Annotated in this window: 12 protein-coding genes; 6 read left to right on the top strand and 6 right to left on the bottom strand. The window is 70.0% G+C overall.

Annotation, left to right across the window (positions count from 1 at the left end; genetic code table 11):
- Positions 1-318, bottom strand: a 318-nt coding sequence (locus tag ACFFNX_RS25210) for a cation efflux transmembrane domain-containing protein (RefSeq protein ID WP_378207069.1), incomplete at its 3' end; no start/stop codon positions are given.
- A gap of 36 nt (positions 319-354) precedes the next feature.
- On the opposite strand from ACFFNX_RS25210, the gene ACFFNX_RS25205 reads away from it, so the two are divergent.
- The 3 genes from ACFFNX_RS25205 to ACFFNX_RS25195 all read left to right on the top strand — a co-directional run bounded on the left by ACFFNX_RS25205 (position 355) and on the right by ACFFNX_RS25195 (position 3931).
- Positions 355-588 (top strand): hypothetical protein, encoded by a 234-nt coding sequence (locus tag ACFFNX_RS25205; RefSeq protein WP_378207066.1) that lies wholly within the window; start codon positions 355-357, stop codon positions 586-588.
- Between the two features lie 189 nt (positions 589-777).
- Positions 778-1131: an ArsR/SmtB family transcription factor gene (locus ACFFNX_RS25200; RefSeq protein WP_378207063.1), complete on the top strand. Its 354-nt coding sequence runs from the start codon at positions 778-780 to the stop codon at positions 1129-1131.
- 418 nt (positions 1132-1549) lie between these two features.
- On the top strand, positions 1550-3931 hold the full coding sequence (locus ACFFNX_RS25195) for an ATP-binding cassette domain-containing protein (protein WP_378207059.1): 2382 nt from the start codon (positions 1550-1552) through the stop codon (positions 3929-3931).
- A 60-nt stretch (positions 3932-3991) separates the two neighbouring features.
- On the opposite strand, the gene ACFFNX_RS25190 is transcribed toward ACFFNX_RS25195, so the two are convergent.
- Positions 3992-4591, bottom strand: coding sequence for a GNAT family N-acetyltransferase (locus tag ACFFNX_RS25190; RefSeq protein WP_378207056.1), 600 nt, complete (start codon positions 4589-4591; stop codon positions 3992-3994).
- A 127-nt stretch (positions 4592-4718) separates the two neighbouring features.
- Here ACFFNX_RS25190 and ACFFNX_RS25185 point away from each other — a divergent pair, with 127 nt between their 5' ends.
- Together ACFFNX_RS25185 and ACFFNX_RS25180 are read left to right on the top strand one after the other, a co-directional pair.
- Positions 4719-6203 carry an MFS transporter gene (locus ACFFNX_RS25185; RefSeq protein ID WP_378207053.1) on the top strand — a complete coding sequence of 495 codons (1485 nt, stop codon included), beginning with the start codon at positions 4719-4721 and terminating at the stop codon, positions 6201-6203.
- 3 nt (positions 6204-6206) lie between these two features.
- Positions 6207-6773: a MutS-related protein gene (locus ACFFNX_RS25180; protein WP_378207073.1), complete on the top strand. Its 567-nt coding sequence runs from the start codon at positions 6207-6209 to the stop codon at positions 6771-6773.
- Between the two features lie 4 nt (positions 6774-6777).
- Here ACFFNX_RS25180 and ACFFNX_RS25175 read toward each other — a convergent pair whose 3' ends face one another.
- The 4 genes from ACFFNX_RS25175 to ACFFNX_RS25160 all read right to left on the bottom strand — a co-directional run bounded on the left by ACFFNX_RS25175 (position 6778) and on the right by ACFFNX_RS25160 (position 11836).
- Positions 6778-8394, bottom strand: a complete 1617-nt coding sequence (locus ACFFNX_RS25175) for an AMP-binding protein (protein WP_378207049.1) — start codon at positions 8392-8394, stop codon at positions 6778-6780.
- Entirely contained in the window at positions 8391-9260 is an 870-nt protein-coding gene (locus ACFFNX_RS25170) for a crotonase/enoyl-CoA hydratase family protein (protein ID WP_378207046.1), read from the bottom strand. The genes ACFFNX_RS25175 and ACFFNX_RS25170 overlap by 4 nt, the downstream gene beginning before the upstream one ends.
- Before the next feature lie 69 nt (positions 9261-9329).
- Positions 9330-10634 carry a cyanophycinase gene (locus ACFFNX_RS25165; protein ID WP_378207043.1) on the bottom strand — a complete coding sequence of 435 codons (1305 nt, stop codon included), beginning with the start codon at positions 10632-10634 and terminating at the stop codon, positions 9330-9332.
- Between the two features lie 263 nt (positions 10635-10897).
- Positions 10898-11836: a tyrosine-type recombinase/integrase gene (locus ACFFNX_RS25160; protein WP_378207040.1), complete on the bottom strand. Its 939-nt coding sequence runs from the start codon at positions 11834-11836 to the stop codon at positions 10898-10900.
- A 919-nt stretch (positions 11837-12755) separates the two neighbouring features.
- Between ACFFNX_RS25160 and ACFFNX_RS25155 the strand changes: the two genes are divergently transcribed.
- Positions 12756-13617 (top strand): MFS transporter (locus ACFFNX_RS25155; RefSeq protein WP_378207037.1); only part of this gene is annotated, 862 nt, incomplete at its 3' end.

Here is a 13617-nt window from a genome sequence, read left to right as displayed (position 1 = left end):
GACGACGCCGGCGAGGTCCTCGGCGCGCCCGAACGCGTAGGTGAACCGGCGCGTGGCCGCCCGGCGGCCGAGCACGAACGCCAGCGCGAGCGGCAGCGAGGTCAACGCGTCGGCGGCGTTGTGCAGCGCGTCGCCGAGCAGCGCGACCGAACCGGACCAGGCCGCGACGGCGGCCTGCAGCGCGGCGGTGAGTCCGAGCACGGCGAGGGAGACCCACAGGGTCCGCATGCCCTCGGCGGAGGACTCCATCGCGCCGTCGACCTTGTCGGCGGCCTCGTGCCCGTGCGGCACGAGCAGATGCCGAAGCCCGTGCCACACCCGCGCCGCACGCCCGCCCCCGTCATGACGATGGCCATGCCCCGCCGCGTGCGCCTCAGGGTGATGACCGTGCGCGGCGGAGCCCCGCGAACCACGGTCATGACCGCCGACGTGATGGTCGGCGGTCGTACGGCCACGGGCATCGGTGCCATGAGTGACGGCCACGTGGTCGCGAATGTCCGCGCAGCCGGAGACGGCAGCATGATCACGGCCGGCCGCATCGGCCTGACGACGCGGCCGACCGCCGACGGAACTCTCACACACGCCTGACACCTGCCCTTCTGCACGGGACGGGCATCCCCGCCCCCTCCGGTCCTCACGCCCCTCCCGCCCGGGGGGCTCCAGCCCACTTCCAGTGTCCAGGGTGGGGAGCGGGGGGCGGAAGATGCACGGGACGGCTGTGGACAACCTGCGGCGGCCGGGTGGACACCGTACCGGCCATGACCTCATTATGTGCATATGAGCGCACGCATGCATCTATCAGGTGCGCATGGTTCGCAGGTACCGGCCGGTGAGCGGGTGGAGGCGGCGGTCGCGGTGCTCGGTCTGCTGGCCGACCGCACCCGCCTGGTCCTGCTGCGCCGTCTGTGCGACGGGGAGGCGGACGTGAGCACGCTGACCGAGGCGTGCGGGGCGAGCCGTACCTCGGTCAGTCAGCATCTGGCCCGCCTGCGCCTGGCCGGACTGGTAACCACACGCAAGGACGGCCGCCGGGTCGTGTACGCGCTGCGGCACGGGCACATTCAGCGGCTGGTGCACGAGGCACTGAGCGTGGCCGACCACCAGATCGGCCGGCTGCCCCCGCACGACTGACCCTCCCGCGAGCCGCCACGCGATCGGCCGCAGACGGGCCGCAGATGGCAGGCGCCCGGACTCCTGACGTACCTCGAACGCGCCGAACCGCAGGCCGATTACGAGGAGGACCCCGGCGACCGCGAGATCTACGACCCGGAACGTCCACCTGGACGGGGCGGCGGACGACGCCACGAGGCGCACGACCCCGTCCCGGTGCGGGGGCGGTCAGGATTCGAGAAGCGCGGGCCGCAGGCCGCGGCTAGCCTGACCGCCACAGCCGATGTGACCGGCCTCAGGCCCGGCTCCCTGACCCGGGGACCTTCGGCTGGGCCGAACTGGAAGAGAACAGACATACTGCTCATCAACGCTGGTCAGATCGAGCCAGGCGACACCGACGAAGGCCGCGAGCACGGCCCCGCAGACAGATGGGAACACGATGAGCTTGGACGACACGCAGTCGCCTGCGCCGCATGTGGCCGACAGCCACGATCTGATCCGCGTGCACGGTGCGCGTGAGAACAACCTCAAGGACGTCAGCGTCGAGATCCCCAAACGCCGGCTGACGGTGTTCACCGGGGTCTCCGGTTCGGGCAAGAGCTCGCTGGTGTTCGACACGATCGCCGCCGAGTCGCAGCGGCTGATCAACGAGACCTACAGCGCGTTCGTGCAGGGCTTCATGCCGACGCTGGCGCGGCCGGAGGTCGACGTCCTCGACGGGCTGACGACCGCGATCATCGTCGACCAGCAGCGGATGGGCGCCGATCCCCGATCCACGGTGGGCACGGCCACCGACGCCAACGCGATGCTGCGCATCCTGTTCAGCCGGCTCGGTACGCCGCACATCGGCTCGCCCAAGGCGTTCTCCTTCAACGTCGCCTCGATCAGTGGAGCGGGCGCCGTCACGTTGGAACGCTCGGGACGGACCGTGAAGGAACGTCGCGCCTTCAGCATCACCGGCGGCATGTGCCCGCGCTGCGAGGGCCGGGGCTCGGTCAACGACATCGACCTGTCCCAGCTGTACGACGACACCAAGTCGCTCAACGAGGGCGCGCTCACGATCCCCGGCTACAGCATGGACGGCTGGTACGGCCGCATCTTCAGCGGCTGCGGCCTCTTCGACCCGGACAAGCCGATCAAGAAGTACACCAAGCGAGAGCTGGACGACCTGCTCCACAAGGGGCCGACCAAGATCAAGGTTGAGGGCATCAACCTGACGTACGAGGGCCTGATCCCCAAGATCCAAAAATCGATGCTGTCCAAGGACGTCGACTCCCTGCAGCCGCACATCCGCGCCTTCGTGGAACGGGCGGTCACCTTCACCACCTGCCCCGCGTGCGAGGGCACCCGGCTCAGCGAGGAGGCCCGATCGTCGAAGATCGACGGGGTCGGCATCGCCGACGCCTGCGCGATGCAGATCAGCGACCTCGCCGAGTGGGTCGGCGGCCTGGCCGAACCATCGGTCGCGCCGCTGCTGACGGCGCTGCGGCACACCCTCGACTCGTTCGTGGGGATCGGACTCGGCTACCTCAGCCTGGACCGCCCGTCGGGCACGCTCTCGGGCGGCGAGGCGCAGCGCACCAAGATGATCCGCCATCTCGGGTCCTCACTCACCGACGTCACCTATGTCTTCGACGAGCCGACGATCGGGCTGCACCCCCACGACATCCAGCGGATGAACGAGTTGCTGCTGCAACTGCGCGACAAGGGCAACACCGTGCTGGTCGTGGAGCACAAGCCGGAGGCGATCGCGATCGCCGACCACGTCGTCGACCTCGGTCCCGGCGCCGGTACGGCGGGCGGCGCCGTCTGCTTCGAGGGCACCGTCGAGGGGCTGCGGGCCAGCGACACCACCACCGGCCGCCATCTCGACGACCGGGCCACCCTGAAGGAGACGGTACGGAAACCGTCGGGGACCCTGGAGATCCGCGGCGCGGCGAAGCACAACCTCCGCGACGTCGACGTCGACATCCCGCTCGGTGTGCTGGTCGTCGTCACCGGCGTGGCCGGCTCGGGCAAGAGCTCGCTGATCCACGGCTCGGTGGCCGGGCGCGACGGGGTCGTGTCGGTCGACCAGGGGGCGATCCGCGGATCGCGGCGCAGCAACCCGGCCACCTACACCGGGCTCCTCGACCCGATCCGCAAGGCGTTCGCGAAGGCCAACGGCGTGAAGCCGGCGCTGTTCAGCGCCAACTCCGAAGGCGCCTGCCCCACCTGCAACGGCGCCGGCGTGATCTACACCGACCTGGCGATGATGGCCGGGGTCGCCACCACGTGCGAAGAGTGCGACGGCAAGCGGTTCCAGGCGTCGGTGCTGGAGTACCACCTCGGCGGCCGCGACATCAGCGAGGTACTCGCGATGCCGGTGACCGAGGCCGAAAAGTTCTTCGGCGCCGGGGAGGCCCGCACACCGGCCGCGCACAAGATCCTCGACCGGCTCACCGACGTCGGGCTCGGCTACCTCACCCTGGGCCAGCCGCTCACCACACTGTCCGGCGGCGAACGGCAGCGGCTCAAGCTGGCCACCCACATGTCCGGCAAGGGCGGCACGTACGTCCTCGACGAGCCGACCACCGGCCTCCACCTCGCCGACGTCGAGCAGCTGCTCGGCCTGCTCGACCGGCTCGTCGACTCCGGCAAGTCGGTCATCGTCATCGAGCATCACCAGGCGGTCATGGCCCACGCCGACTGGATCATCGACCTGGGGCCCGGCGCCGGCCACGACGGCGGCCGGATCGTCTTCGAGGGCACACCCGCCGATCTGGTCGCCGCCCGCTCCACCCTCACCGGCGAGCACCTCGCGGCCTACATCGGCACCTGACCGGGCCGCGGGGAACCCGATCTGGTCCGCCCCGGGCGACGAGTGCGGTACGGCGCGGGGTCAGGCGGAGGCCATGCGGGCCCGCAGCCGGTCACGGGCGGCGGGCCACTCCGAGGCGAGCATCGAGTAGCAGACCGTGTCGCGGACCGACCCGTCGGGCCGAATGCGGTGGCTGCGCAGCACCCCTTCGCGGCTCGCACCGAGACGTTCGATGGCGCGCTGGGAGCGCTCGTTGCGGTGGTGGGTGTGCCAGCCGACCCGGATGGCGCCCAGCACGTCGAACGCCCGCTCCAGCAGCAGGAGCTTGGCCTCGGTGTTCAGGGCCGTACGCTGCCAGCGGGTGCCGATCCAGGTGTGCCCGATGCACAGGCCACGGTGCGCCGGTTCGATCTCGTAGTACGACGTCATGCCGGCGACCTCACCGGTGACGGCGTCGATCTGCGCCCAGGGCAGCCGGCCGGCCTCCACCGCGCGAAGCTCCGCCTCGACCATGCGGTGCGCCTCCGCCACGTCGGACGGCTGCCGGACGTTCAGCCACCGCCAGACCTCCGGGTCCTTGCCCGCCTCGTACAGTCCTTCGGCGTGCTCGGGCCCGAGCGGCTCCAGCCGGACGTGGTCTCCGGCCAGCACCGGACGGTCGAACCATGCGCTCGTACTCATGACCTGCACGTTATCGGCGTTCATGCACCCCCGGAAACAGATTTACGGGCGGGGGAGGGCGACGCCCGGACACGCGCCCGGTCCCGGATTGACTTCGAGCACGCTCTAAATCCTACCGTCGTGGCCCATGCGCTTCCCGACGCCGCCGGACACCGGCGACCTCACCCGACGCCACCGGCTCCTCATACTCGCGATCTGCTGCACCAGCATCATCGTCGTCGTCATGGACATCTCCATCGTCAACGTCGCCCTGCCGGCCATCCGCGCCGACCTGCACGCCTCAGAGTCCGGCCTGCAGTGGACCGTCGACGCGTACACCCTGGTACTCGCCGGATTCCTCGTCCTGGCCGGCTCCACCGCCGACCGGATGGGCCGCCGGCGCGTCTTCCAGATCGGCCTGGCCGCCTTCGGGCTCGGCTCGCTGCTGTGCGGCCTGGCACCGGGCATCGGCTGGCTCATCGCCGCCCGCGCGCTCCAGGCCGCCGGCGGCACGATGCTCAACCCGGTCGCGATGGCGATCGTCGCCACCACGTTCCCCGACCCGGCCGAACGGGCCCAGGCCATCGGCGTGTTCGGCTCGATGAGCGGCCTGGCGCTCGCGCTGGGCCCCATCCTCGGCGGCGGCCTGGTCGACGGCCTCGGCTGGCACGCCATCTTCTGGGTCAACGTGCCGATCGTGGCCGCCGCGATCACCGGCACCGCACTGTTCGTACCCGAGTCCCGCGCCGCCCGCGCACGCCGCTTCGACCCGGTCGGCCAGACCCTGATGATCCTCGTGCTGGGCGGCGTCGTGTACGCGACCATCGAGTCGCCGTCGCTGGGCTGGACCTCACCGGTCATCCTCGGCCTGCTCACCGTCGCCGTACTGGCCGTCCTGGGCATCCTCGGCCACCAACCCCGCCGCGCCGACCCGCTGCTGGAGCTGCGCCTGTTCCGCAGCGTCCCGTTCAGCGCCGCGATCGTGATGGCGCTGCTGGCGCTGTGCGGGTTCGGCGCGTTCCTGTTCGTCACCACCCAGTACCTGCAGGACGTACGCGGCCTGTCGGCGCTGTCGGCCGGGCTGTGCCTGCTCCCGGTCGGGGCGCCGGTCCTGGTGCTGTCCCCGTTCGCCGGCCGGCTGGTCGGCACGCACGGCCCCCGCGTGCCACTGGTGATCTCCGGGGCCGCGCTGGCCCTGGGCGGAGCCGCGTCCCTCCGGCTGGGACCGGCCACGCCGCTGCCGGCCGTACTCGCGACCTACCTGCTGTTCGGCGTCTTCCTCGGCACCGTCAACCCGCCGATCACCAACACCGCGGTCTCCGGGATGCCCCGCTCGATGGCCGGAGTGGCCACCTCACTGGCCTCCGCCGGCCGGCAGACCGGCACCACCCTGGGCGTCGCGATCGCCGGGACCGCCGTCGGATCCGCCCTGACCCGCGGCGGAACCGCCTACACCGGCGCCGAGCACCGCGTGTGGTGGCTCATCCTCGCCCTCGGCGCGGGCATTCTCACCCTGGGACTGGTCAGCACCGGACGCCGCGCCCGCAACACCGCCGCGCGGGCAGCGGCGTCGTTCGACGGCGTCGACACCGGCGTCCACGGGCCGGGGGACAGGCGCCACGCCTCCACCTGAGCGATAATCCGGATTCCCGGCCGTCCGAGCGGAAGGCAAGGACCATTCGCATTCGCCCACCACGGACCCCCGGCCGGACCCGCACCGGAACACCTCCACGACCTGGGCCTCGACATCACCGGCGCGAACGGAGGCGGCAAGACCACCTTCCTGCGCAGCGTCGGCGTGGCCCACCTGATGACCCACAGCGGAATGTTCGTCGCCGCCCGCAGCCTGACCGCCTCAATCACCGGCGCCGTCACCGGCGCCGTCCACACCCACTTCAGGCGCGAAGAAGACCACACGATGACGAGCGGCAAAGCCCTACGCCCCGGCGACCTGGTGCTGTGCAACGAGTCGTTCATGTCCACCAACGAACGCGAAGGCTCCACCATCGCCGCCGAGATCATCCGGGCCCTCACCGACCTGGGCATCCGCGTGGTCTTCGTGACACACCTCTACGACTTCGCCCGCCGGACGCTCACCGGCCGCTGCCTGTTCCTCAGCGCCGCACGCGGCCACGACGGCGAACGCCCGTTCCGCCTCACCCCGGGCGCTCCCTCACCCACCGCCGACGCCGCCGACGTCTGAAGAATCAGGCCAGCACGCGGAGCTCCCCGGCGTCGATCCACCGCCTCAGCAGGAACTTCTGCACCTTCCCCATCGCATTGACCGGAATCGCGTTCGCGACGTACCAGTGACGGGGCGTCTTGTACGGAGCGAGCAACGCCCGCAGATGAGCGTGCAGATCCGCGGCCGCCGGCAACGGCCCGGCCGGCACGATCACCGCGGCGACCTGCTCACCCCACTCCGGATCGGAGACACCGAGCACCGCCGCGCCGGCCACACCGGAATGACGCGCCAACGCCACCTCGACCTCACGCGGATAGATGTTCTCCCCACCACGAATGATCATGTCTTTGAGACGACCGGTGACACGCAGAAAACCACGCCCGTCCATGACCCCCAGATCACCGGTCCGCAGCCAGCCGTCCGCGTCGATCGCCGCCGCCGTCGCCTCCGGCATGCCGAAATACTCGCGCATCACCTGGTAACCGCGCGCCAGAATCTCACCCTCCACACCGACCGGCAGCACCGCCCCGGACCCATCAACGATCTTCACCTCGGCCTGCCACAACGGCCGCCCCGTCGTCTCCCGCCGATCCACGACCGCATCATCCGTACCGGTCTGCGCCAGGATCGGGCTGAGCTCGGTCTGCCCGTACACCGTCGTGAACCGCGCACCGAACCTCCGCTCGGCGTCCTCGACCAGCGACGGCGGCACCGCGTCCCCACCGGACGCCAGAATCCGGCACCCACCGAGGTCATGGTCCGCAAAACGAGGATGGGCCAGCAGACCCGAATACATCGCCGGCACTCCCGCGAACGCGTCCGCCCGCCACTCCTGCAGAGCGGACAGGACGAGCTCGGGCTGGAACGACTGCGCGAGCACCAGCGTGCCACCGGCCGAAGCGGTACCCAGCACCGACAGACCACACCCCGCCGTATGGAACAGCGGCAGAGCGGTCACCCACACCCCACCCTCGGGAAACCCCGCGCGCGCGAAGACATAGGACGCGTTCGTGACCATGCCGCGATGGTTCAGCACCGCGCCCTTGGGAAAACCCGTGGTCCCCGACGTGTACTGGATCTGCATCGGATCCTCGGGCCGCACCCGCGGCAACTGCCGCGCCGCCGTACCCTCGATGTGATCGGCCCAGCCGGTGAAACTGACCGCCTCCCGCAGACCCGGCAGCCGGCCCCGGACCCCCGCGACGACCGCCGCCATGTCCGTACCACGGAACGCGTCGACATGGACCACACCGACACTGCGGGACTGCCGCAGCAGATACTCCAGCTCCGGCTCACGCAACGCCGGGTTCGCGGTGACCAGCACGATCCCCGCGAGCGCGGCACCGTACTGCAGAATCACCCACTCGGGCACATTCGGCGCCCACACCGCGACATGCTCACCGGGGGAGAACCGGCTGCCCAGCCACGCCGCGGCCCGCTCGGCGTCCGCGAGCAACTCCGCGTAACTCCACCGGCGATCCGTACGCGCCGCGCCGGTGAGCGCCGACCCCACCGGAGCCGCCTCGACGAGCGCCGTACGACCCGGATCCGCGGCCGCCACCCGACGCAACAGCTCACCCGCGGTCAACTCCAGCACCGGCCGCGACGTGTCGGCCGGCCAGTACGACTCGGTGATCACCGCGGGTCCTCCAGATCACGCGCCGACGGAACGGGACCGCCACCCTCGGGAATCGGGCGACCGGAGTCACGCCAGCGCACCGCCTCATGAAAACCGTGCTCGGCGGCGAACCGCTGGAACCAGCGGCCCTCGGGGGAGTGGCGGGCGATCCCGTCGAACAGCGTCGCCAGAATCTGCGTGCCCTGCAGCCCCATGTTGTCGTACGCCTGATTGATCATGAGCTTCTGCATCACCAGCTGATTCACCGGCACACCCGCGATCCGATCGGCGAGCGCCTCGACACGCTCACCGAGCCGCTCGGCCGGCACCGACTCCAGCACCAGCCCCCACTCGGCCGCCTGCCGGCCATCGATGGTGTCACCCGTCAGCAACATCCGCTTGGCACGCTCGGCACCCAGCCGGTACACCCACATCGCCGTCGTCGGACACCCCCACACCCGGGACGGCATGTAACCGATCCGGGCATCCTCGGCCATGACCACCATGTCGCACGACAACGCGATGTCACTGCCACCGGCGACCGCATACCCGTGCACCTGCGCGATGGTCGGCTTCAGCGAACGCCACAGCGAGAAGTACTCATCGGTGTGACGCTTCATCATCCGGTAGTCCCGGACCGGATCCCAGACCTCCTCCTGCGTCCCGACACCGCGTTCGGCATAGTCCTTCAGGTCATAGCCGGAACAGAACGCGCGACCGGCACCCCGCACGATGATGACGCGCACATCAGGATCCTCATCGGCGCGTTCGACCGCACGCGGCAGCGCACGGGCGAGCTCATCATCGATCGCGTTCAGCCGGTCGGGGCGATTGAGGGTCAGGTAGGCCTTGCGGTCCTTCGTCTCGTAACGGACGGTGTCGCTCACGGGCTCCCTTTATTCGATTCACGGCAGGCGGATGACACCGGAGATTATGCGCCACCCACCCCGTACCGATCACCGCACGGCGACCGCCGACGCCGGCAGCGCGTACATCTCCACCGTCAACCCGGTGAAGGCGACGGCGGACCCGACCCGATACGCGGCGAACCCGCCCGCCTTACGCAACACGACGGCATACACCGGCGAGGTCTCGTAACTGTGCCCCACGACCGTGACCGACCGCGCCGACCCCGCCAGATCGGCCGCGGCACGGGGCAGAGAGAAACGATCATGGTCGGCCGCCGCCGAGTCGAACACGTCCTCCACGGGCGAAGCGGCATCACGGTCCGCCGTCGCCAACGGCACCGCACCGGACGGCATCCGCACGGTCCAGGCGGCCGGGTCGTACACCGCGCCGTCCGTCAGATAACTCCACCGCACCCCACTGATCGACCAGTGACCCTCGCGGGAACCGACCCTGGCACCGCGCAGATCCACCACGGACACACCATGACGGCCCAGAACCCGCAGCGTACGACCACCAGCACCGGCCGGCGCCACCTCCAAGGCCGTGTCCGGATCCAGCCCGAAGACACGCCGATGCCCGGTGTCGGCGGCCAGACGCACCGCACGCCCGAGACGGCCGTTCGCGGAGAAATGCGTGTCGATCAGGCCGTCGGTGAACAGCCCGAAGCCCCCCTGCGGCAGATCGCCCAGAACACTGCCGTCACCGAAGTACCCCGCGCGGCTCCCATCACGCAGCCCCTGATAGCTGGTGCCGCCGGTGACCATGTCCGGCCCGGACTGGATCTGCGCGCCGGCACTGCTGCCCGCGACCAGGGCACCCTGCGCGTACCGCGCGCGGATCGTCGCCATCAGCCGGGTATCGGTGTGCGCGGCACCGTGCAACAGCGTCGTCACCAGCCGGTACTGATCACCACCGCCGAAGACGAACCCGGTCATCGACGCGGCCTGCGCGGCGACCTCGGGGCTGTCGGCCGCGTTCGGATGGTCCAGGTCGACCGGGATCCACTGCACCGCCCCCGCACCGTACCTCCTGAGAATGTTGGTGTAGAAGCGGCCGTTGGTGACGCTGTTGGCGGCACCGGGCGAACCGGCCTGCGGATCCTGACTGGGCGGAACGGACGCCGCGGTGATGACACCGATCCGCGCGTGCGCGCCGCCGGAGGCCTGGACGATCCGCCGGTAGATCTCGGCGTTGTCATCCGACAACGCCCCGCCGACCAGGATCAAAGTGCCATGAGACGCCGCGCCGGAGCGCGGCGCGGTGGCACTCTTCACGGTGGCGCCAGAGGTGGGGGTGGTGGTCATCGTCGCCGCCAGAACGGTAGCCGCGGACAACATCACGAGTCGTTTCATCAGGGGTCTCATCCGGGATGTGCGGCCGAAGCCGGCCGGTGCCATTGGACCATTGGCGCGACCCGGCGAGCGGGGTCGTCACCGCCAGGTACGCGTATCCACCGGCCGCGGCAGCGTCGCCGCGGAAAGACGGTGAAGCAAGTGCATTTCACACTACCCGCGAAAAAATGGTATCCGCGCAGGTCACAACACATGTGGCGCGTTTTGTATCACGCCTTGTTACCTGTTCTCGCACACCCGTACAGGCTCTGCCTTCACCGGTGTCACTCCGGCAGCGGCGGCCCGGGCGCGGCCGCCGGGGGAGAGGAGCCCAGCAACGAGTCCAGCACCCCGTACGCCGGACTCGAACTCGCCGCCATCCGCAACTCCCGCGCCGTCGACTCCACATAGTGCTGGCCCGTCGCGATCGACGAATGCCCCAGCAGCTCCTTCAGCTCATGCGCCGACGCGCCGTTCTCCGCCAGCCGCGTCGCGAACTCATGACGCAACGTGTGCACCAGCGCACCCCGCGACACCCGGTCATGCACGCCCGCGTACCGGTAACACTGCGCCACCAGATACTGCAGGCCACCACGCCGCAACGGCTCATTCCTCGTGTCGACCAGCAGGGGAGCGCTCAACGGAAGACCCGACAGCCCGAACCGCTCCATCCGCGACAGCAGATACGCGTCCACCAGCCGCTCCAACGGCACCTCGACCGGCACACTCCGCGTCTTACCGCCCTTACCGGTCAACCGCACCCGGCGATCACCGGGGGAGCCACCGAACGCCCCCAGCGTCACGCCCAGCAACTCCGCCGAACGAGCGCCCGTCACCAGCGGAAACGCCAACGCCACCAGATCCCGCTCCACCCACGGATCCCGCGCCTCCCGCGCACCCGCCGCGATCCGCTCCAGCAGCGTCCGCGCCGTCCCATCACCCTGAAACGGCTTCGGCGCCTTCGACGGCGCCTTCGGATGCGGCACCGCCGCCATCGGATTACCCTCCACCAGCTCCTCGGCCACCGCGAAGTTCATGAACCGGTTCCACGCCGACCACGCCCGCAGAATGCTCGCCGCCGCATGATCATCGGCGAACTCCGCGAACGCCGCACGCAACACCCGGCCCGACAACCGATCCACACCGAGCTCCACCAGCGGAACATCGCACAACCGCGCCGCGATCCCACCGATGATCCGCAGATCACTGTCATAGCCGGCCATCGTGCCCGGAGCCGGCTTCGCCGGCCGCAACGACAAGAAGAACTCCGCCTTCGCGTCCACGAACAACATCACCGGCCACCTCCGGGCCCAGGCAGGAGAGCGCCCGATCTGGCGTCTCTTCCATCATGCATAATATAAATTATGCATGAAACGGGGTGATCTGAGGGCTCACGACACCAGGCGAAGCCCGAATCATCCAGGAGTCTGCCGTACGGCGCGGGCGTCAGCACCAGAACGTACGGACATCCGGCACACCTCGGCGATCGCTGCGCAGGCCGGCCGTACAAGATCTTTTACAGGACGCCCGGGGTCGATCCATCGGGCCGACCCGGGCCGAGCCGACCGGCCCACGGCTTTGGCGATGGACCAGCGGGTGCACGTCCCGGCGGCGTCTGTGTTCGGAGGTCCTCTCTCGCGCCGCCAGGGTCGACGAGCCGGAACTTATACCGAACAGAAGACAGATTCTGTCTGGTATGCGAGGTTCGTGTCTTATTGGGTGCTATGGACCTGAACGAACACCCCCGGCTCGTTCTCGACACGGCTCAGTACGCCGCTCGCCTTCAGGCCGACAGCAGCGCTGGTCGATGCTTCATCTGCGAACTCGTCGATGACGAGAGCAGCGAGCCAGACTCCCTGATCTACCAGGATGACCTGTGCGTGGTCCTCTCCCCCAACGCGCCACGCCTACTCGGCCACACCATGCTGGCTCCCCGCGAGCATCACACCGGCGTCGTCGCGGACTTCTCCGAGGACGATTATGTCGCCCTCCAGCGCCGGGTCCATCGCCTCGGAAAGGCCCTCAGCGCTCTGCTGCCGACCGAGCGCGGGCGCCGCGTGTCGACGGACTTCGGCCGGTCCCCCTCGACTCTGTCTCGGTGGCCGAGTCGGCTGTCAGTCCCTCCCCGTACGGTGTCCGGCCATGACGCCTTCCGTGGCACCGCCGTCCGGCCGGGGCCGACTTCCCCGTTCGTACATCGTCTGGCTGGCCGGAGTGCTCGCCTCGATGCTCGGCGACACGGTCCTCTACTTCGCGCTGGGCTGGGCCGCGTCCGCGCACGGCGGGTCCGTCGCCGGTCTCGTACTGACCGCGATCAACCTGCCGCGGGCGCTGCTCCTGCTGATCGGCGGTGCCGTCGGAGACCGGTTCGGCGCCCGGAAGGTCATGTTGATCGGCGACGGCGTGATGATCGCCGTGACGGTGTCGTTGGCCCTGGTCGCCTTCCGGTGGGCGACCGCGACCTGGCTCCTGATCGGCGCGGGACTGCTGATCGGTGCGGTGGACGCCTTCTACCTGCCGGCGTCCGGCTCCATGCCCCGTCGGCTGGTCGGAGCGGAGAAGCTGCCCAAGGCTCTCGCCTTGCGGCAGACGGGCGGCCAGGTGGTCGCCCTGGCGGGCGGTTCGCTGGGCGGCCTCATCGTCGCGGCCGGCGACCTTTCCGGAGCCGCGCTCTTCGACGCGGCGACGTTCGGGGTCGTCCTTTGGGTGATGACATCGATCCGCCCCACCCAGGAGACCGCGAAGGCCGCCACCCGGGCGGGCGCCTTCCGGGACGCGGCCGACGGCCTCCGGATCGCGTGGCGTAACCCGGTACTGCGTGCCGCTCTCGTCCTGGTGTCGGCGGCGGCCGGATCCCTCCTGCCGGTCATCTCGCTGCTGATGCCGCTGCTCGCCCGCCACCACGGATGGGGCCCGGGCACGGCGGGCGTCGTCGCGGCGGCGCAGAGCCTCGGCGTCATCGGGGTCGCGGTGCTCGTCGCCGGCCGAGGCGGCAGCGGGCGGC

The organism is Actinoallomurus acaciae (genome assembly GCF_042429965.1).
Lineage (GTDB): Bacteria > Actinomycetota > Actinomycetes > Streptosporangiales > Streptosporangiaceae > Actinoallomurus > Actinoallomurus acaciae.
The sequence above is the reverse complement of the archived record's forward strand: the minus strand, read 5'-3'. Positions and strand labels throughout refer to the sequence as shown.